General features: G+C 57.4%; 14 protein-coding genes. 4 read left to right on the top strand and 10 right to left on the bottom strand.

Annotation, left to right across the window (positions count from 1 at the left end; genetic code table 11):
- Positions 1-62: 62 nt before the first annotated feature.
- The 3 genes from cysH to cysJ all read right to left on the bottom strand — a co-directional run bounded on the left by cysH (position 63) and on the right by cysJ (position 4,394).
- A complete protein-coding gene (gene cysH, locus BWI95_RS10245; RefSeq protein ID WP_076769428.1) occupies positions 63-797 on the bottom strand; it encodes a phosphoadenosine phosphosulfate reductase in 735 nt (244 codons plus the stop codon).
- Between the two features lie 76 nt (positions 798-873).
- Positions 874-2,586 carry an assimilatory sulfite reductase (NADPH) hemoprotein subunit gene (gene cysI, locus BWI95_RS10240; protein ID WP_054804670.1) on the bottom strand — a complete coding sequence of 571 codons (1,713 nt, stop codon included), beginning with the start codon at positions 2,584-2,586 and terminating at the stop codon, positions 874-876.
- Positions 2,586-4,394 carry an NADPH-dependent assimilatory sulfite reductase flavoprotein subunit gene (cysJ, locus tag BWI95_RS10235; protein WP_076769427.1) on the bottom strand — a complete coding sequence of 603 codons (1,809 nt, stop codon included), beginning with the start codon at positions 4,392-4,394 and terminating at the stop codon, positions 2,586-2,588. The genes cysI and cysJ overlap by 1 nt, the downstream gene beginning before the upstream one ends.
- Positions 4,395-4,698: 304 nt before the next feature.
- Between cysJ and queD the strand changes: the two genes are divergently transcribed.
- Positions 4,699-5,058 (top strand): 6-carboxytetrahydropterin synthase QueD, encoded by a 360-nt coding sequence (queD, locus tag BWI95_RS10230; protein ID WP_023479478.1) that lies wholly within the window; start codon positions 4,699-4,701, stop codon positions 5,056-5,058.
- Between the two features lie 45 nt (positions 5,059-5,103).
- Here queD and queE read toward each other — a convergent pair whose 3' ends face one another.
- A complete protein-coding gene (gene queE / locus BWI95_RS10225) occupies positions 5,104-5,775 on the bottom strand; it encodes a 7-carboxy-7-deazaguanine synthase QueE (RefSeq protein WP_042717647.1) in 672 nt (223 codons plus the stop codon).
- A gap of 183 nt (positions 5,776-5,958) precedes the next feature.
- Between queE and BWI95_RS10220 the strand changes: the two genes are divergently transcribed.
- On the top strand, positions 5,959-6,900 hold the full coding sequence (locus BWI95_RS10220; RefSeq protein WP_054804283.1) for a TPM domain-containing protein: 942 nt from the start codon (positions 5,959-5,961) through the stop codon (positions 6,898-6,900).
- On the opposite strand, the gene BWI95_RS10215 is transcribed toward BWI95_RS10220, so the two are convergent.
- Entirely contained in the window at positions 6,886-7,575 is a 690-nt protein-coding gene (locus BWI95_RS10215) for an N-acetylmannosamine-6-phosphate 2-epimerase (RefSeq protein WP_054804282.1), read from the bottom strand. The genes BWI95_RS10220 and BWI95_RS10215 overlap by 15 nt on opposite strands.
- Before the next feature lie 395 nt (positions 7,576-7,970).
- On the opposite strand from BWI95_RS10215, the gene BWI95_RS10210 reads away from it, so the two are divergent.
- Positions 7,971-9,080 (top strand): SDR family oxidoreductase, encoded by a 1,110-nt coding sequence (locus BWI95_RS10210; RefSeq protein WP_076769426.1) that lies wholly within the window; start codon positions 7,971-7,973, stop codon positions 9,078-9,080.
- A 52-nt stretch (positions 9,081-9,132) separates the two neighbouring features.
- On the opposite strand, the gene eno is transcribed toward BWI95_RS10210, so the two are convergent.
- The 5 genes from eno to rlmD form a co-directional block, all read right to left on the bottom strand.
- Entirely contained in the window at positions 9,133-10,431 is a 1,299-nt protein-coding gene (gene eno / locus BWI95_RS10205; RefSeq protein ID WP_023479467.1) for a phosphopyruvate hydratase, read from the bottom strand.
- A gap of 77 nt (positions 10,432-10,508) precedes the next feature.
- Positions 10,509-12,146, bottom strand: coding sequence for a glutamine hydrolyzing CTP synthase (pyrG, locus tag BWI95_RS10200; RefSeq protein ID WP_023479487.1), 1,638 nt, complete (start codon positions 12,144-12,146; stop codon positions 10,509-10,511).
- A gap of 352 nt (positions 12,147-12,498) precedes the next feature.
- Positions 12,499-13,290, bottom strand: coding sequence for a nucleoside triphosphate pyrophosphohydrolase (mazG, locus tag BWI95_RS10195; RefSeq protein ID WP_054804281.1), 792 nt, complete (start codon positions 13,288-13,290; stop codon positions 12,499-12,501).
- A 60-nt stretch (positions 13,291-13,350) separates the two neighbouring features.
- Complete coding sequence (relA, locus tag BWI95_RS10190; protein WP_054804280.1) at positions 13,351-15,588, bottom strand: GTP diphosphokinase; 2,238 nt, start codon at positions 15,586-15,588, stop codon at positions 13,351-13,353.
- 52 nt (positions 15,589-15,640) lie between these two features.
- The gene (gene rlmD, locus BWI95_RS10185) at positions 15,641-16,942 is read right to left on the bottom strand and encodes a 23S rRNA (uracil(1939)-C(5))-methyltransferase RlmD (protein WP_076769425.1); all 1,302 of its coding nucleotides are present in this window, start codon (positions 16,940-16,942) and stop codon (positions 15,641-15,643) included.
- Between the two features lie 57 nt (positions 16,943-16,999).
- On the opposite strand from rlmD, the gene barA reads away from it, so the two are divergent.
- On the top strand, positions 17,000-19,771 hold the full coding sequence (barA, locus tag BWI95_RS10180; protein WP_076769424.1) for a two-component sensor histidine kinase BarA: 2,772 nt from the start codon (positions 17,000-17,002) through the stop codon (positions 19,769-19,771).
- Positions 19,772-19,897 lie beyond the last annotated feature (126 nt).

The following is a 19,897-nucleotide window of genomic DNA, read 5'->3' as shown; positions in this document are numbered from 1 at the left end:
GCGCCTTATCCGGCCTACAACACCGGCAAAATCGCGGTAGCCATCCGGCAACGGCTGAAGAGTTACCCTTCGTGCAGCCCGCATTCGCGTTTCAGGCCGAAGAAGCGCGTCTCCTCTTCTGCCATGCCCGGCTCCCATTTGCGGGTGGTGTGGGTGTCACCGACTGACAGATAGCCCTGATCCCACAGCGGATGGTACTTAAGCCCCTGCTTTTGCAGATACTGGTACACCGTACGGTTATCCCAGTCGATGATCGGCAGCACTTTGAACACACCGCGCTGAATGCCCAGCACCGACAGCGCTGCGCGGCTACCAGACTGCTCACGGCGCAACCCGGCAAACCAGGTTTGCGCATTGAGATCAGCCAGCGCCCGGTTCATCGGCTCGACTTTGTTGATCTGGTTGTACTTCTCAATCCCTTCCACGCCCTGCTCCCACAGCTTGCCGTAGCGCGCTTCCTGCCAGGCCGGGCTCTGCTCGGCGCGATAGACCTTAAGGTTTAAGTTGAGCTTCTCTGTCAGCTCATCAATAAACTGGTAGGTCTCCGGGAAGAGATAACCGGTATCAGTCAGGATCACCGGGATATTCGGGCAGACCTGGTTGACCAGGTGCAGGCTGACCGCTGCCTGAATGCCGAAGCTGGATGAGAGCACATACTCACCCGGCAGGTTTTCCAGCGCCCACGCCACGCGCGCTTCGGCGGTGAAGGTTTCAAGCTGGGCATTGGTGTCGGCCAGCTGCTGGTCGCGTTCCTCTTTCGCCAGCGCGTTGAGCGCGTTCAGATCGAGTATGGACATAGGTTCCTCACAGTGTTGTTGCCGGGTGGCGTGGTCAGTGCCGGATGGCGGCTTCGCCTTATCCGGCCCGTAACGCTTATTCCCAAAAATCGCGCGCCGGATCTAATACCGGGCGGATAATGCCGCTGCGCACGGTGAAATCGCCGAAACCTTCACCCGCGTCGCGCTCCTGTGCCCAGCGCCCGACGAGGGTGTCGATCTCGCCAAGGATCTCCGGCTCGGTAATGTTTTCGCGGTACATGCGCGGAATGCGCGTGCCGCTGCGGTTGCCGCCGAGGTGCAGGTTGTAGCGACCCGGTGCTTTGCCCACCAGGCCAATCTCCGCCAGCATCGCGCGACCACAGCCGTTCGGGCAGCCGGTGACGCGCAGCACGATATGCTCGTCGCCGACGCCATGTTTCACCATCAGCGCTTCCACTTTATCGACGAAGGATGGCAGGAAACGCTCCGCTTCCGCCATCGCCAGCGGGCAGGTCGGGAAGGAGACGCAGGCCATCGAGTTTTCACGCTGCGGGGTTACCGCATCCATCAGACCGTGGCTGCGCGCCAGCTGCTCGATCGCCGCTTTCTGGCTCTCCGGCACGCTGGCAATGATCAGATTCTGGTTGGCAGTGATGCGGAAATCGCCCTGGTGGATCTTCGCGATCTCCAGCAGGCCAGTTTTCAGCGGACGTCCCGGATAATCCAGGATACGACCGTTTTCAATAAACAGCGTCAGATGCCAGTTATTGTCGATCCCTTTAACCCAGCCGATGCGATCGCCGCGCCCGGTAAACTCATACGGGCGGATCGGCTCAAATTTGATCCCCGCACGGCGTTCCACTTCCGCTTTAAAGGTCTCAACGCCGACACGCTCAAGGGTGTATTTGGTTTTGGCGTTTTTACGATCGGTACGGTTACCCCAGTCGCGCTGGGTAGTGACCACCGCTTCCGCCACCGCCAGCGTATGCTCCAGCGGCAGGTAGCCAAACTCGCTCGCCGTGCGGGCGTAGGTTTTCTTGTTGCCGTGCTCAATAGAGAGCCCGCCGCCGACCAGCAGGTTAAAGCCGACCAGCTTGCCGTTCTCGGCAATCGCCACAAAGTTCATGTCGTTGGCGTGCAGATCGATATCGTTCTGCGGCGGGATCACCACCGTGGTTTTGAACTTACGCGGCAGATAGGTCTGGCCGAGGATCGGCTCTTCATCGGTGGTGGCGACTTTCTCCTGATCGAGCCAGATCTCTGCATAGGCGCGGGTGCGCGGCAGCAGATGCTCGGAGATCTTCTTCGCCCACTCGTACGCTTCGGCGTGCAGCTGCGATTCGAACGGGTTCGAGGTGCAGAGCACGTTACGGTTCATGTCGTTGGCGGTCGCCAGCGCATCCAGCCCGACGGAGTGCAGCATCTGGTGCACCGGCTTCACGTTCTTCTTCAGAATGCCGTGAAACTGGAAGGTCTGGCGGTTGGTCAGACGGATGCTGCCGTAAATGGTGTTGTCATGGGCGAACTTATCGATCGCCTGCCACTGTTTAGTGGTGATGACACCGCCCGGCAGACGGCAGCGCAGCAGCATTGCGTGGCGCGGTTCGAGTTTTTGCTCGGCGCGCTCGGCGCGAATGTCGCGGTCATCCTGCTGGTACATGCCGTGAAAACGGATCAGCAGGAAGTTGTCGCCGGTGAAGCCACCGGTCAGACCGTTATTTAAATCTTCGGCGATGGTGCCGCGCAGATAGTTACTCTCAAGCTTCATGCGCTCGGCATCGGCCAGTTTGCCTTCGACCACCAGAGGGCCGGGATGTTTTTCGCTCATTAGTAGACATCTCGCTGATAACGGCGCTCAACGCGCAGCTCACTTAAAAATTCATCCGCCGCTTCGGTATCCATGCCACCGAACTCGGCAATCACGTCCAGTAAAGCCTGCTCAACGTCTTTCGCCATACGATTGGCGTCGCCGCAGACATAAATGTGGGCACCCTCATTGATCCAGCGCCACAGCTCTGCGCCCTGTTCGCGCAGTTTGTCTTGTACGTATATTTTCTCTTTTTGATCCCGCGACCAGGCGAGATCGATACGGCTCAGCACGCCCTCTTTCACATAGCGCTGCCACTCCACCTGGTAGAGGAAATCCTCGGTAAAGTGCGGGTTGCCAAAGAAGAGCCAGTTTTTGCCCGGTGCTTCATCGGCGGCGCGCTGCTGCATAAAGGCGCGGAACGGCGCGATGCCGGTGCCAGGACCAATCATAATGACCGGCGTTTCCGGGTTGGCCGGCAGGCGGAAGTGCTCGTTATGCTCGATAAAGACGCGTACTTCGCCCTCCTCTTCCACGCGATCGGCGAGGAAGCTTGACGCACCGCCAGCACGCGGACGGCCTTCAATCTCGTAACGCACCACGCCAACGGTGACGTGCACTTCGCTCTCCACTTCTGCCTGCGCAGAGGCAATGGAGTAGAGGCGCGGCGTCAGCGGGCGCAGCAGGCCAATCAGCGCGTCGGCATCCAGCTGCGCCGGGGAGAAGCGCACCATATCAACAATAGGCGTAGTGGCGGCGTAGTGCTGCAACTTCGCTTTATCACCCACCAGCGGCAGCAGCGATTCGCTGCGTGTCAGGGTGGCGTAGTTCTCAACGATATTGGCGGTGTTAACGGTCAGCTCGAAATGCCACTGTAAAGCTTCAGCCAGCGGCAGGGTTTTGCCGTCTACCATTACCGGCTCGTCGCCCTTCAGCCACAGCAGCTCCACCAGCTCTTGCACCAGCGCCGGATCGTTCTGGTACCAGACACCGAGCGCGTCGCCAGGCTGGTAGCGCAGGCCAGAGTCGCCAAGATCGATTTCGATATGGCGGACATCTTTTTCCGAGTTACGGCCGGTGATTTTTTGATTAACGGAGAGCGTCGCGGCAAGCGGCGCTTCTTTAGTATAGGGGCTGGAGGTGACTTCATTCACCGCGCCGCTGGTGCTGGCTGCGGTCTGCGCAGGCGTAGCGGCCGGGGCGCGGGCTTTCAGCACCTCGACGACGCGCGCGCGCCACTCGGCGGCGGCGGCCTGGTACTCAACATCGGCATCGACACGATCGAGCAGACGCTCGGCACCCAGCTCTGCCAGCTTGCTGTCGAAATCTTTTCCCGCCTGGCAGAAGAACTCATAGGAGCTATCGCCAAGGCCAAACACCGCAAAGGCGGTATCGGTAAATTTCGGCGCTTTTTTCGAAAAGAGGAATTTATGCAGTGCTACCGCTTCTTCCGGCGCATCCCCCTCGCCCTGCGTCGAGGCAACAATTACCAGCAGCTTCTCGTTGGCAATCTGTTTGAATTTGTAGTCGCCCGCGTTGACCAGGTTGACGCTCAGTTTCGCCGCCAGCAGATCGTCGCGCAGCGCTTCAGCGACGCGGCGCGCATTGCCGGTCTGCGAGGCGGAGATCAGGGTAATCGATGGGGTTTCGGCAACGGGTGCAGCGGTGGCAACGGCCGCCGCGCCGGGCTGCTGATTGAGCACGCCCCAGAAATAGCCGGAAACCCAGGCGAGCTGGGTGGGAGTCAAATCGGTGGTGGCCGCCTGGAGGCGCGCCAGTTGCTCCGGGTTTAACGGGAGCAACGCGGAAGATGGGGCCTGGGTTGTCATGCGTCGTTATGTTCCAGTAGCAAAGCTGTTTTTATGTTTTGAAAAACAGAAGAGAAAGTAAGGTTAACGGCGGGGATAATAACAATTAAAGAAAGGTTGGAAATAATAAATAACCAAAAGGACTAACCTGTTTTAGCTATCATCCTTAACAGTAAAACAGGTTGAATAAGTGACTGAATTTTAGCGATAAATCGACTGCTTCGTTAAGCGCGTGCAGCGGTAATCGTTTTTAGCGGTTTTAGTTAATGCTAAAAAAGGTCATTTCCGCTACCATTCGGCGGTTTTTGTAGCCTGAGAGTGCATTATGTCGACCACCTTGTTTAAAGATTTCACCTTCGAAGCCGCGCACCACCTGCCCCACGTTCCTGAGGGACATAAGTGCGGCCGCCTGCACGGCCACTCCTTTATGGTGCGCCTGGAGATCACCGGCGAGGTGGACCCTTATACCGGCTGGATTATGGATTTCGCCGAGCTGAAAGCGGCGTTTAAACCGCTCTACGACAGACTGGATCACTACTATCTGAATGAGATCCCGGGGCTGGAAAACCCGACCAGCGAAGTGCTGGCGAAATGGATTTGGGATCAGATGAAGCCGGTTGTGCCGCTGCTGAGCGCGGTGATGGTGAAAGAGACCTGTACCGCCGGATGCGTCTACCGCGGCTGATCCTCTGCGTAAAACAACAAACCCGCCGCTGGCGGGTTTTGTTTTTCAGGCGATGTTGAGATATTTGTGCGTCTGCATCGACAGCCGCCAGTTGCGTGCAATGCAGGTTTCAATGCACAGACGCGTGGCGTCCTCTTTCTGGCTGATGGGTTGCAGAGCGATAACCCGCTGCTTCTGATCGTGCAGCTGCGCCAGCAGTTCATCCAGCGCTTCGATATCGCGCATGCGCCCGACCGGGTGCTTGATCTCATCGGCCCGCTCCAGCGCCTGCTGTAACACATCATACCCGCCGCGCATATTCACCTTCGGCGAAACCGTCACCCAGGTGGAGTGGGAGGTACGCACTTCGTGGGTGCCGCTGGTTTCGATCTGGCAGCTAAAGCCGTGCTTCTCAAGCAGCGCGGTGAGCGGGATAAGGTCGTGAATGCAGGGTTCGCCGCCGGTGATCACCACGTGGCGCGCCGTCCAGCCCTGGCGCTCAATAATGGCGAGCAGATCTTCGCTGCTGGCCGCGCCCCACTTGTCGCTCTCTTTGGTCTTGCCAAGAATGCTGTAGAGCGACACCTCCCGATCCGCGAGCTTATCCCAGGTGTGTTTGGTGTCGCACCAGGCGCAACCAACCGGGCATCCCTGTAAACGAACAAAAATGGCGGGAACGCCGGTGAAGTAACCCTCGCCTTGCAGGGTCTGGAACATCTCGTTAATCGGGTACTGCATGCTGGCTCTTTATCGAAGTGAAAAAAGGGATTATTGCAGATAACCCGCCGCCGATCATGTGCCATTTGCGCTTTGCCGCAACATCTCCGGCGGGTAGTACGCCATTTATGGCGAATTGTCAGCGGTGAAAGAGTGCCGCTATGATGTGGCGAATCTCCCCCAGCCCTGCAAGGAAGTTGCTTTATGGCACGCGTAGTCACCTTATTGCTGCTGTTCGTGAGCATGACGTTTCAGGCTCACGCGCTCCCGGTTCCGTCGATGCGCGGCTTCGTCAACGATCCGCACGCCATGTTTGCCACCGAGGATAAGTTGTCACTTATTAGCGAGGTCGCGGAGATTAACAGGCGAACCGGCGCGCAGGTCGCCGTGCTGGTGCTGCCCTCCCTTGAGGGAGAGAACCTCGAAACGTTTGCCACACAAACCTTTAATGAGTGGCGGCTGGGCAATGCGCAGCGCAATGACGGCGTGCTGATCCTCGTGGCATGGCAAGATCGCCGGGTGCGCGTTGAAGTCGGGCGCGGTCTTGAAACCACTATCAGCGATGCGCTGGCAAGCCAGGTGATCAAAGAGCAGATGCTGCCCTACTTCAGGGAGGGGGATCTGCTCTCCGGCTTACAGCACGGGCTGAAAGGGATTGATGCGCTGCTGAGCGGGCAACCGCTGCCATCGCCCGCCTCCGCCTCGTGGGCTTGGGTGCGCGGAAAGCTGGTTAACTTCTCTTACTGGCAAGGGTTGCCCTTTCTCGCCGTCGGCCTCTTTTTACTGATCCTCAAGCGCAAAAAGAGAACGGTGCGGGTACTCTTTTTTGGCTCGTTGTTACTGACCCCGGCACTCGCCATCACCTCTGAGTTTGTCTCCTGGGTGATGCCTTTTGTCTGGCTCAGCTTCTCCATCCCTTTTATCAGCATCTTTTCGGGATTGTTCTTCCTGTGGCTCTACCCGCAGCGCTTGCTGGCTGAAGGCGGCGGTACGATGCGCGACGACAGTGCGACCTGGACCTCGACCTCCACCAGCCACCTTCACCACCATTCAGGCGGTGATAGCGGCAGCCACAGCAGCAGCGATAGCTCAAGCTCCGGTGACGGCGGCTCCAGCGACGGCGGCGGCTCGTCAGACAGCTGGTGATCTTATTGCGTCGGTAAAACGGCGCGTAATCTGCTGGGGACGGGTAATGGCACCGCCCACTACCACCGCATGGGCACCGAGCGCCAGGCAGCGCGACGCGCGCTCGGGGGTATCAACATTCCCTTCGGCAATGACCGGAATGGCAACGGCTGCGAGCACTCCTTTGAGCAGGGCAAAATCGCTCTCCGGCAGCGTATGGCCTTTTGTCTGCGCCGTATAACCGTAGAGCGTGGTGCCGACGCAGTCGAAACCAAGCTGCTCTGCTATCACTGCCTCTTCAACGCTTGCGATATCCGCCATTAATAACAGCGCGGGCCAGCGGGCACGGATCCCGGCGACCAGTTGTGCAAGGGTTTCTCCACCGGGGCGCGGGCGCTGGGTGGCATCGAGCGCAATCATCTCTGGCGCGGCGGCCACTAACTCTTCGATTTCGCGCAGCGTGGGCGTAATAAACACCTCGCTATCGGGGTAGTCGCGCTTTAAAAGGCCAATCACCGGCAGTGCGACCTGCTGTTTGATAGCTTCAATATCCGCCACGCTGTTAGCCCGAATTCCCGATGCTCCACCCTCGGCGGCCGCCAGCGCCATCCTCGCCATAATAAACGGGCTATGCAGTGGCTCATTTTCCAGCGCCTGGCACGAAACGACCAGCTTGCCTTTTATTTGCTCTAACATCGTCGGCCTCCCTCTGACTGTTTAATGTTATCTCTATTATTGTCGTTAAAAGCGAAAGTGCCTGCCCGCGATTAGTGTATGCGAATCGTCTAATATGATTTAAAAAAGGGGAAAAAGGATGTAAGCAGAGATTATTTATTTTACATATGGAAATAATTTACGCTTTTATTTCACATGCATGACAGGCAATTAATAATAAATAAAATCATCAACATAGATAATTTATTTATCTTGCCTGAATTTTTTCCCCGGCTTCGCTGTCCTATAAAAATCCCCCGCGACACTTTCCTTAAATTAAGCTTAATTTTCGCCTTTTCACGCCGCGTGTTTATTTATCTGGCGTTTACTTTTCTGCTCCTACAATCCGCCCATTCAACCATAATGGGATAGCACGCATGACCACACTATTAATAACGGGCGCAACGGGTTTTCTGGGCGGAGCAGTATTAGAAAAAATCCTGCAGCGTAATGAAAAGGTCAATTTATTACTGCTGGTGCGCGCCGCCGATCGCGAAACCGGGCTGGCGCGCATTGTCACGAATATGCGCAAATTTAATCTCAGCGAGGCGCAGCTTGCCGCCCTCACCGCCGGGCAGATCCTTTGCGGTGATTTGGGCGAGCCGGAGAGCTTTCTCGACGATCCGCGCCTTGAGCAGGTCACCCATGTAGTCAACTGCGCGGCAGTGGCCTCATTTGGCAGCAATCCGCTGATCTGGAAAGTGAACGTGGAAGGTACCCTCGCCTTCGCGCGCCGGATGGCGCAGGTAACAGGCTTGCAGCGCTTCCTGCATGTTGGCACGGCGATGTCCTGTACTCCGGAGCCGGATTCGCTGGTGGCGGAGAGCGCAGAGTTTCGTGAAAACGCGGAGCACCTTGTGGCGTATACCCACTCCAAATCGACCATTGAACAGCTGATGCGCCAGCACTGCCCGCAACTGCCGCTGGTTATCGCCCGTCCCTCCATTGTGGTTGGGCACACGTGCCACGGCTGCCAGCCGTCGACCAGTATTTTCTGGGTCTTCAGTATGGGGCTGATGCTGCAAAAATTTATGTGCTCGCTGGAGGATCGCGTGGATGTGATCCCGGTCGATTACTGTGCTGATGCCCTGCTGATGCTGCTGGAAAAAGAGATGGCGCACGGGGAAGTGGTGCATATCTCTGCCGGGGAGGAGAACAGCGTGCGCTTTGCGGATATCGACAGCGCGATGGCGCAGGCGCTGGAGAAAGCCCCGATTGCCGATAACTACGCGCAGGTGAGCTATGAGACGCTGGTGAAGATGCGCCGCGAGCTGAAGGATATCTTCGGGCCGTGCAATGAGCGGCTGATGCTGAAAGCGATGCGGTTATATGGTGCCTTCGCCACACTCAACGTGCGTTTCAGTAATGATAAGCTGCTGAGCCTCGGCATGCCGAAGCCGCCGCGCTTTACCGACTATATCGCCCGCTGTGTGCAGACGACGCGCGGTTTGACGATTCCGCAGCAGATGGAAGTCGATTTTAAGTAAAAAAAAATGCCAGTCATTCGACTGGCATTTCTCTAAGACGAACGCGCAGGGATTATGCCTGGCCTTTGATCTCTTTACGACCGTTGTACGGTGCTTTTTCACCCAGCGCTTCTTCGATACGAATCAGCTGGTTGTATTTAGCAACGCGGTCAGAACGGCTCATGGAACCGGTTTTGATCTGGCCAGCCGCAGTACCTACCGCCAGGTCAGCGATGGTTGCGTCTTCAGTTTCGCCAGAGCGGTGAGAGATAACGGCAGTGTAGCCCGCATCTTTCGCCATCTTGATGGCAGCCAGAGTTTCGGTCAGAGAACCGATCTGGTTGAATTTGATCAGGATGGAGTTAGCGATACCTTTGTCGATACCTTCTTTCAGGATCTTGGTGTTGGTTACGAACAGGTCGTCGCCCACCAGCTGGATTTTGTCGCCCAGCACTTTGGTCTGGTATGCAAAGCCGTCCCAGTCAGATTCGTCCAGGCCATCTTCGATGGAGACGATCGGGTACTGTTTGGTCAGCTCTTCCAGGAAGTGAGTGAACTCTTCAGAAGAGAAGGCTTTGTTGCCTTCGCCAGCCAGCACATATTTGCCGTCTTTGTAGAATTCAGATGCTGCGCAGTCCATCGCCAGAGTGATGTCTTTGCCCAGTTCGTAGCCTGCTGCTTTTACCGCTTCAGCGATAACAGCCAGCGCTTCGGCGTTGGAACCCAGGTTCGGCGCGTAGCCACCTTCGTCACCAACAGCGGTGTTCATGCCTTTAGACTTCAGCACTTTCGCCAGGTGATGGAACACTTCAGAACCCATGCGGATCGCTTCTTTAACGCTGGAAGCGCCAACCGGCTGGATCATGAATTCCTGGATGTCGACGTTGTTGTCAGCGTGCTCGCCGCCGTTGATGATGTTCATCATCGGAACCGGCATGGAGTATTTGCCCGGGGTGCCGTTCAGTTCAGCGATGTGCTCGTACAGCGGCTGGCCTTTAGAGGCAGCAGCAGCTTTCGCAGCAGCCAGGGAGACCGCTAGGATAGCGTTGGCGCCGAAGTTAGATTTGTTCTCAGTACCGTCCAGATCGATCATGATCTTATCGATGCCAGCCTGGTCTTTGGCATCTTTGCCAAGCAGCGCCTGAGCAATCGGGCCGTTAACTGCGCCAACTGCTTTGGTTACGCCTTTACCCAGGAAACGGGATTTGTCGCCATCGCGCAGTTCCAGCGCTTCGCGGGAACCAGTGGAAGCACCTGACGGAGCGGCAGCCAGACCAACGAAACCACCTTCCAGGTGAACTTCTGCTTCAACAGTCGGGTTACCACGGGAGTCGATGATTTCACGACCGATGACTTTAACGATTTTGGACATTAGGTTTTCCTCAGTACAAGTTAAACTAAAACTCCAGACAACAATGCACCCGTCGGGGTGCACTGTCTTTGTATATTTTACTTCGCCTGGCGCTTTTGATACTCGCTGGCAGCTTTCACAAAGCCGGCAAACAGCGGATGTCCGTCACGCGGCGTAGAAGTAAACTCCGGGTGGAACTGGCAAGCAACAAACCACGGATGGTTCGGCACTTCGATGATCTCGACCAACTGATCATCCCCGGAACGGCCCGCAACGCGCAGGCCCGCAGCTTCAATCTGTTTCAACAGCATATTGTTGACTTCGTAGCGATGGCGATGGCGCTCAACAATCGTTTCTGAGCCATACAGCTGGCGAACCAGGCTCTCATCGCTAAGCTGGCACTGCTGCGCGCCAAGGCGCATGGTGCCGCCGAGATCGCTCTTCTCAGAACGCTGCTCAACGTTGCCCTCTTCGTCACGCCACTCGGTGATCAGCGCCACAACCGGGTACTTACAGTCTGGCACAAATTCCGTGGAGTTGGCGTTCTCCATCCCGACAACGTGGCGCGCATACTCAATCAACGCAACCTGCATACCCAGGCAGATGCCGAGGTAAGGAATATTGTTTTCACGCGCAAAACGCGCGGTGGCGATCTTGCCTTCTACGCCGCGGTAGCCGAAGCCGCCCGGGATCAGAATGGCATCGAGGCCTTTGAGGATCTCAACGCCGCGCGTCTCAACATCCTGCGAATCAATCAGCTTGATGTTGACGGTTACGCGGTTTTTCAGACCACCATGTTTCAGCGCTTCAATCACCGATTTATAGGCATCCGGTAACTCAATGTACTTGCCGACCATACCAATCGTGACTTCACCTGACGGATTCGCTTCCTGGTAGATCACCTGCTCCCATTCGGCGAGATTCGCTTCCGGGCAGTCTAAGCTGAATCGTTTACAAATATAATCGTCCAGCCCCTGAGATTTCAACAGGCCCGGGATTTTATAAATGGAATCGACATCTTTCAGAGAAATCACTGCTTTTTCTGGAACGTTACAGAACAAAGCAATTTTGGCTCTTTCGTTGGCCGGAACGGCGCGATCGGAGCGGCAAATCAGGATATCTGGCTGAATACCGATGGAGAGCAGCTCTTTCACAGAGTGCTGAGTCGGCTTGGTTTTCACTTCACCGGAAGCGGCCATATATGGCACCAGCGTCAGATGCATGTAGAGGGTGCGCTCGCGGCCCACTTCTACCGCCATCTGGCGGATCGCTTCGAGGAATGGCAGGGATTCGATATCACCCACGGTACCGCCGATCTCAACCAGCGCAACGTCGTGGCCTTCGCCGCCGGCAATAATGCGCTCTTTGATGGCGTTGGTGATATGGGGGATAACCTGCACGGTCGCACCGAGATAGTCGCCGCGGCGCTCTTTACGCAGCACCTCGGAGTAGATACGGCCGGTGGTGAAGTTGTTGCGACGGGTCATCTTGGTGCGGATGAAACGCTCGTAGTGACCCAAATCAAGATCGGTTTCTGCGCCATCTTCGGTAACGAACACTTCACCATGCTGGATAGGGCTCATTGTGCCCGGATCGACGTTGATGTACGGATCCAGTTTCATCATGGTGACCTTGAGGCCACGGGCTTCAAGAATAGCTGCCAGGGAGGCTGCGGCAATGCCTTTACCCAGAGAGGATACGACCCCGCCGGTCACAAAAATATAGTTCGTTGTCATGCTGAACCTGAGAAGTTAGGTTTAAAAGACGGTGGAATAACCAGGACGGGAAAGCAGTATACCGGATGATGAGTTGCGCCACAAACTTTCATTCCCCCTCCCCTTCTCTCTTCAGGCCGCATTAGCGTTAGCTCTCTTGGCTGACGCCGCTTGTACAACAATTCTGAACGTTTACTGATTCGTGCTGTTGCCGCCCGGAAGCCCTAAGGATAAGCCGAAGCGGCGTTAGCGGAAACGTTTCAACAAACGTAATGAGTGTGAAAATAGCCCCTTTCCAGCAAATGTTTTTGACGCAAATCAAGCGCTTGCTATTTAAAAAATCACACAAATCGGGCTTGTTACCACAAATGCCTTAAAGATCATGTTCCTGCCGCTTTACCTGCTGCCAGATAGTTTCCATTGTTTCCAGATCTACGCCGGTCATTTCCAGGCCGCGCTCCTGAACCAGCCGTTCGACTTCGCGAAAGCGGCGCTCAAATTTGAGGTTCGCTTTTTGCAGCGCCACTTCCGCTTTAACGCCCAGGTGACGAGAGAGATTAACAGTGGCAAAGAGCAGATCGCCCATCTCCTCTTCCACGCGCGCCTGGTCGACAACCGCCTGTTTGGCTTCGTCCATCACTTCGTCGATCTCTTCATACACTTTGTCGAGCACCGGGCCGATGGTGGTCCAGTCAAAGCCAACGGTTGAGCAGCGCTTCTGGATTTTGTGGGCGCGCATCAGTGCCGGCAGGCTGTGAGGAATATCATCCAGCGCCGAGTGCTGCGCTTTCTCTGCACGCTCGGCGGTTTTGATCTGCTCCCAACGCTCAAGCACTTCGGCACTATTGCCCGCCTGCGCGTCGCCAAAGATATGCGGATGGCGGCGCTCCAGCTTGTCGCTGATGGCAGCACAAATATCGTTGAAATCAAAACGCCCCTCTTCCTGCGCCATCTGCGCGTAGAAGACCACCTGGAAGAGCAGATCGCCCAACTCGCCGCGCAGATCGTCGAAGTCTTCGCGCGAAATGGCGTCCAGCACTTCGTAAGTCTCTTCCAGCGTATAGGGCGCGATGGTGGCGTAAGTCTGCTCTTTGTCCCACGGGCAGCCGGTTTGCGGGTCGCGCAGCCGTTGCATGATCCCGAGCAGACGTTCGATTTGTGTCATGAAAAATCCTTGCTAAAAAGCGATCCTCCCAGAAGATGGGAGGATCGGGTGAAGAGACGATCAGCCGCCGTGCAGGCGACGTGCGTCGATAACGTCAGGCACCTGATTCAGTTTGCTAAGCACGCGGCCCAGCACCTGCAGGTTGTAGATTTCGATATTCATATCGATAGTCGCCAGCTGCTCGCGGGTGTCGCTGCGGCTGGCAACGCCCAGCACGTTGACCTTTTCGTTGGCGAGAATGGTGGTGATATCACGCAGCAGCCCGCTGCGATCGTTCGCCGTGACGCGCACCACCAGCGAGTAGCCCGCCGAGTAGCTTTCGCCCCAGACGGCATCCACGATGCGCTCCGGCGCGACATTGCGCAGCTCTTCCAGCTGATCGCAGTCGGCGCGGTGAATCGAGATGCCGCGCCCCTGGGTGATAAAGCCGACGATTTCGTCGCCAGGGATCGGCTGGCAGCAGCGCGCGATGTGGTGCATCAGGTTGCCAACCCCTTCCACCACCACGCGCCCGTTGTCTTTGCTGCGGTTCTGCGGTGCGTAGGTCTTCTGCTGCAACTGCTTGAGCGCAGCGGCATCCTGCTCCTCGGCGCTCGGCTTGTTGAACTGCGCCTGCAGGAAGTTGACCATCTGGTTAAGGCGAATATCGCCGCCGCCAATCGCCGCCAGCAGCTCGTCCAGCTCGTTGAAGTTGTAGCGCGGCAGCAGGTGCTTCTCCGCCTCTTTCAGGCTGATGCCGAGGTGCGCCAGCTCATCGTCGAGGATCTGGCGACCGGCAAGAATGTTCTTGTCGCGATCCTGCTTGCGGAACCAGGCGTGGATCTTCGAGCGCCCGCGGCTGGTGGTGACATAGCCGAGGTTCGGGTTGAGCCAGTCGCGGCTCGGGTTCGGCTGTTTCTGGGTGATGATCTCAATCTGATCGCCCATCTGCAGCTGATAGGTAAAGGGCACGATGCGGCCGCTGATTTTTGCGCCGATGCAGCGGTGACCCACATCGCTGTGAATATGGTAAGCGAAGTCCAGCGGCGTGGAGCCAGCGGGCAGATCCACCACATCCCCTTTTGGCGTAAAGACGTAGACCCGGTCGTCGAAAACCTGGCTGCGCACCTCGTCGAGCATTTCGCCGGAGTCCGCCATCTCTTCCTGCCAGGCAATCAGCTTACGCAGCCAGGCAATGCGATCTTCATGTGCGGAACGCGCGCCGGTCGCCGTCGCGGTGCCCTCTTTGTACTTCCAGTGTGCGGCAACGCCCAGCTCGGCATCTTCGTGCATCTGGCGGGTACGGATCTGGATCTCAACGGTTTTACCGCCCGGCCCGAGTACCACCGTATGGATGGACTGGTAACCGTTCGGTTTCGGGTTGGCGACATAATCGTCGAACTCATCCGGCAGGTGGCGATAGTGGGTATGCACAATCCCCAGCGCGGCGTAGCAATCCTGCAACCGTTCAGCGACGATGCGCACGGCGCGGACATCAAACAGCTCGTCGAAAGCGAGGTGCTTTTTCTGCATCTTGCGCCAGATGCTGTAGATATGTTTCGGGCGGCCATAGACTTCGGCTTTGACGCCTTCGGTCTTCATCTCGGCGCGCAGGTGGCCAACAAACTCATCAATGTAGTGTTCGCGATCGATACGGCGCTCGTGCAGCAGCTTAGCGATGCGTTTGTACTCTTCCGGGTGCAGGTAGCGGAAGCAGTAATCCTCCAGCTCCCACTTCAGCTGGCCGATACCTAAGCGGTTCGCCAGTGGCGCATAGATGTTGGTACACTCTTTCGCCGCCAGCACGCGCTCGTCTTCCGGCGCATCTTTCACTTCGCGCAGATGGGCGATACGTTCAGCAAGCTTGATGACTACGCAGCGGAAATCATCCACCATCGCCAGCAGCATGCGGCGGACGTTATCCACCTGTTCGGAGGAGACGGAATCGGTATGAGTCGCTTTTAACTGGCGGATGGCGGCCATGTCGCGCACGCCGTGGATCAGCTCAACCACCGCCGCGCCGACGTTTTCGCGCAGCACCTCTTCGCTGACCACTTCCGCATCGGCGAGCGGGAAGAGCAGCGCGGCGCGCAGCGTGTCGGTGTCCATACTCAGCATCGAGAGGATCTCCACCATCTCGATCCCGCGTGAAAGCAGGATCTCCGCCTGCGGATGCCCTTGAGTTTGACGCAGACAATAAGCCCAGGTTTCGGTTAAGCGTTCACACGACGGCTGACTGGTAATGCCCAGACTGGCGATCCATTTGGCCGGATCGAATTCACCCGCTTTGTTCAAATGCGCACTGCGTACCGCAACCATTGTCCTCTCCTTTCAGGGACCGGGCCTGCCGAATTCGGCAAGCCGAAATTAATCATTTGTGTTTCACAAACAACACCATCGATTCCAGGTGACCAGTGTGCGGGAACATGTCCAGCATCGCCAGCCGCTCAATCTGGTATCCCGCACTCAGCAGCGCTTCACTGTCGCGTGCAAGCGTGGCGGGATTACAGGAGACGTAGACCACCCGGCCCGGCGACAATTTTATAATATGCTGCATCACACCTGCCGCCCCCGCGCGCGCAGGGTCGAGTAAAACTTTGTCAAACCCACGGCTCGCCCACGGCTGTTTTGTAACATCTTCCTCCAGATTTTCGTGAAAGAATGTCACATTGTGCAAACCATTCTGTTGCGCGTTCTCCTGCCCTTTCGCTACCAGCTCGGCAACGCCCTCCACGCCAACCACTTCCGCCGCGCGTTTCGCCAGCGGCAGCGTGAAATTTCCCATCCCACAAAAGAGATCGAGAATGCGGTCCTGCGGCTGCACAGCGAGCCACTCCAGCGCACGGGCGACCATCTGCTGATTTACGCCATCATTGACCTGGATAAAATCCCGCGGGCTGAAGTGTAAGGGTAGCCCGTCAGAAGCGTAGCAGGGAGTCTGACCAGTGATCTGCTCAACAATATCGCTTTGCGGCGCGAGATAAAGCGCCAGATGATGGGAATGCGAAAAGCGTTCCAGTTTTGCTCTGTCGGCGGCGTTTAACGGTGCGGTGTGACGCAGCACCATCAGCGGGCCATTATCCGCCTCAACCAGTTCGACATGCCCCAACTGGCGAGCACCGCTTAATTCCGCCAGGCAGTCGCGCAGCGGCGTAAGCAGTGCTTCAAGACGGGGCACCAGCACCGGGCATTGTGTGACATTGACGATATCGCTGTCGCCCGCTTTGCGAAAACCCATCTCCAGACGCTGCGCTTTCGGCTGCCAGCTCAGGCTTAAGCGCGCGCGGCGGCGATATCCCCACGGCTTACCGGCGATCACATCGTCGACCTCCTGCTTTATCAGGCGTGCCAGCGCGGCGCGTTTGCTGCGCTGTTGCAGCTCAATGCTCGCATGCTGCTGCTGACAGCCGCCGCAGACGCCAAAGTGCGGGCAGCGCGGCGCTACGCGCTCCGGGCTGTCGCTCAGGCGGCGGCTCACTTCGCCGCGGGCAAACTGGCGTTTATCCTCTTTAAGGATAATTTCCGCCGTCTCTGCGGGTAACAAACCGGGAATAAACAGCGCTTTACCATTATGACGCGCCACCCCCTGCCCAAACGGGTCAAGGTCGTTTACTGTTACGGTTATTTTTTGACGAGTCGTCACTCGTCGTTTTGCAGAGTAGAATTGCGCCATTGCGGTGAAAAATCTCAATTACTGATCAATGGCCCCATTCTCCCATAACGGAATTCCATGACCAACTACAGCTTGCGCGCACGCATGATGATTCTGATTCTGGCGCCCACCGTACTTATCGGTGTGCTGCTCAGCGTCTTTTTTGTCGTCCATCGCTATAACGATTTGCAGCGTCAACTGGAAGACGCCGGTGCCAGCATTATTGAGCCGCTGGCGGTCTCCAGCGAATACAGCATGACGTTGCAGGATAAAGACGCCATCGGCCAGCTGATTAGCGTCCTGCACCGCCGCCACTCCGATATCGTGCGGGCCATCTCGATCTACGACAATAAGAACGCGCTCTTCGTCTCGTCGAACCTGCAACTGGAGGGCGACTCCCTCAAGCTGCCCGCCCATCAGCCCTTCCCGCGCAAGCTGAGCGTCACCCGGCGCGGCGATGTGATGATCCTGCGCACGCCGATCCTTACCGAAGGGTTTGCGCCCGCCAACTCCTCGCTGCCGGCAGATAAGATCACCGGCAATCTGCTCGGCTATGTGGCGCTGGAGCTGGATCTCAAATCGGTGCGTTTGCAGCAGTACAAAGAGATCTTTATCTCCAGCCTGATGATCCTCTTCTGTATCGGCATCGCGCTCATTTTTGGCTGGCGGCTAATGCGCGATGTCACCAGCCCAATACGTAATATGGTCAACACCGTCGACCGCATTCGCCGCGGCCAGCTCGATAGCCGCGTCGAAGGCTTTATGCTCGGCGAGCTGGATATGTTGAAAAACGGCATTAACTCGATGGCGATGTCGCTGGCTGCCTATCACGAAGAGATGCAGCACAATATCGACCAGTCCACCTCCGACCTGCGTGAAACGCTGGAGCAGATGGAGATCCAGAACGTTGAACTGGATCTGGCGAAAAAGCGCGCCCAGGAAGCGGCGCGCATCAAATCCGAGTTTCTCGCCAATATGTCCCACGAGCTGCGGACGCCGCTTAATGGCGTGATTGGCTTTACCCGCCTGACGCTGAAATCGGAACTGAATCCTACCCAGCGCGACCATCTGCTGACCATTGAGCGCTCAGCCAATAACCTGCTGGCGATCATCAATGACGTGCTCGACTTCTCCAAGCTGGAAGCGGGCAAGCTGATTCTGGAAAGCATCCCCTTCCCGCTGCGCAGCACGCTGGATGAGGTGGTGACGCTGGCGCACTCGGCCCACGATAAGGGGCTGGAGCTGACGCTGAGCATCAAAAACGATGTGCCGGATAACGTCATCGGCGATCCGCTGCGCCTGCAGCAGGTGATCACCAATCTGGTCGGCAATGCGATCAAGTTTACGGAAAACGGCAATATCGACGTGGTGGTGGAGAAGCGCGCCATCAGCAATAACAAAGTGCAGGTGGAAATGCAGATCCGCGATACCGGCATCGGCATTCCCGAGCGCGACCAGTCGCGGCTCTTCCAGGCGTTTCGTCAGGCGGACGCCAGCATTTCGCGTCGCCACGGCGGCACCGGGCTGGGGCTGGTGATCACCCAGCGGCTGGTCAATGAGATGGGCGGCGATATCTCTTTCCACAGCCAGCCCAATCGCGGCTCAACCTTCTGGTTCCATATCAATCTCGATCTTAACCCGAATGCTATCAGCGAGATGCAGCCGACCCGCTGTCTGGTCGGCAAGCGTCTGGCCTACGTGGAGCCAAATGCGACGGCGGCGCAGTGTACGCTCGATGTGCTGAGCGAAACGCCGCTGGAGGTGATTTACAGCCCGTCGTTTTCCGCGCTGCCGCAGGCACACTACGACATGCTGCTGATGGCGATCCCGGTGACCGTGCGCGAGCCGCTGAGTATGCAGCATGACCGCCTGGCGCGTGCCGCGGCGATGACCGACTACCTGCTGCTGGCGCTGCCATGCCACGCGCAGGTTGACGCCGAATCGCTCAAACAGGATGGCGCGGCGGCCTGTCTGCTTAAACCGCTCACCTCGACGCGCCTGCTGCCTGCGTTAACGGAATATTGCCGCATCACGCGGCTGGCGGAGCTGCCCGCGCCCGACGAGACCAAATTGCCGATGTCAGTGATGGCGGTGGATGATAACCCCGCCAACCTGAAGCTGATTGGCGCGCTGCTTGAGGATCAGGTTCAGCAGGTGGAGTTATGTGAAAGCGGCCAGCAAGCCCTTGAGCGGGCGAAGCAGATGCAGTTCGATCTGGTGCTGATGGATATTCAGATGCCGGAGATGGACGGGATTCGCGCCTGCGAATTGATTCGCCAGCTGCCGCACCAGCAGCAGACGCCGGTGGTCGCCGTCACCGCCCATGCGATGGCCGGGCAGAAAGAGAAGCTGCTCAGCGCCGGGATGAATGACTACCTGGCGAAGCCGATTGAGGAGGAGAAGCTGCGGAACCTGCTGCTGCGCTATAAGCCCGGCCACAGCGTCGGCCCATGGTTGACGCCGCTGGAGCCGGAAGCAGAGCAGACGCCGCCAGTTATTACCGTGGATGATGAAACGACGCTCGACTGGCAGTTAGCGCTGCGTCAGGCAGCGGGGAAATCAGATTTGGCGCGCGATATGCTGCATATGCTGGTCGAATTTCTGCCAGAGATCCGCAATATGGTTGAAGAGCAGCTGGTCGGCGAAGCGCCCAGCGGGCTGGCGGAAGGGATCCATAAATTGCACGGCAGCTGCGGCTATAGCGGCGTACCGCGCCTGAAAAAGCTCTGCCATTTGCTTGAGCACCAGTTGCGCAGCGGCGTGGCCGCCGAAGATCTGGAGCCGGAGCTTCTCGAATTGCTCGACGAGATGGATAACGTAGCGCGCGAAGCGCACCGGTTGATTGGTTAAGCAGCGTTCATTGCCGGATGGCGCGTAAACGCTTATCCGGCCTACGCGGTTTCAGCGGCTTCGTGAACGTAGGCCGGATAAGGCGCAGCCGCCATCCGGCATAACCACCCATCAGGCATTCGGCAC

Source organism: Kosakonia cowanii JCM 10956 = DSM 18146, from assembly GCF_001975225.1.
Lineage (GTDB): Bacteria > Pseudomonadota > Gammaproteobacteria > Enterobacterales > Enterobacteriaceae > Kosakonia > Kosakonia cowanii.
The sequence above is the reverse complement of the archived record's forward strand: the minus strand, read 5'-3'. Positions and strand labels throughout refer to the sequence as shown.

Coding starts and splice junctions, on each gene's coding strand:
- pyrG (WP_023479487.1), bottom strand. CDS start 12,146: ATGACAACGAACTATATTTTTGTGACCGGCGGGGTCGTATCCTCTCTG.
- cysJ (WP_076769427.1), bottom strand. CDS start 4,394: ATGACAACCCAGGCCCCATCTTCCGCGTTGCTCCCGTTAAACCCGGAG.
- eno (WP_023479467.1), bottom strand. CDS start 10,431: ATGTCCAAAATCGTTAAAGTCATCGGTCGTGAAATCATCGACTCCCGT.
- rlmD (WP_076769425.1), bottom strand. CDS start 16,942: ATGGCGCAATTCTACTCTGCAAAACGACGAGTGACGACTCGTCAAAAA.
- mazG (WP_054804281.1), bottom strand. CDS start 13,290: ATGACACAAATCGAACGTCTGCTCGGGATCATGCAACGGCTGCGCGAC.
- BWI95_RS10215 (WP_054804282.1), bottom strand. CDS start 7,575: ATGTTAGAGCAAATAAAAGGCAAGCTGGTCGTTTCGTGCCAGGCGCTG.
- barA (WP_076769424.1), top strand. CDS start 17,000: ATGACCAACTACAGCTTGCGCGCACGCATGATGATTCTGATTCTGGCG.
- cysI (WP_054804670.1), bottom strand. CDS start 2,586: ATGAGCGAAAAACATCCCGGCCCTCTGGTGGTCGAAGGCAAACTGGCC.
- queD (WP_023479478.1), top strand. CDS start 4,699: ATGTCGACCACCTTGTTTAAAGATTTCACCTTCGAAGCCGCGCACCAC.
- queE (WP_042717647.1), bottom strand. CDS start 5,775: ATGCAGTACCCGATTAACGAGATGTTCCAGACCCTGCAAGGCGAGGGT.
- cysH (WP_076769428.1), bottom strand. CDS start 797: ATGTCCATACTCGATCTGAACGCGCTCAACGCGCTGGCGAAAGAGGAA.
- relA (WP_054804280.1), bottom strand. CDS start 15,588: ATGGTTGCGGTACGCAGTGCGCATTTGAACAAAGCGGGTGAATTCGAT.
- BWI95_RS10220 (WP_054804283.1), top strand. CDS start 5,959: ATGGCACGCGTAGTCACCTTATTGCTGCTGTTCGTGAGCATGACGTTT.
- BWI95_RS10210 (WP_076769426.1), top strand. CDS start 7,971: ATGACCACACTATTAATAACGGGCGCAACGGGTTTTCTGGGCGGAGCA.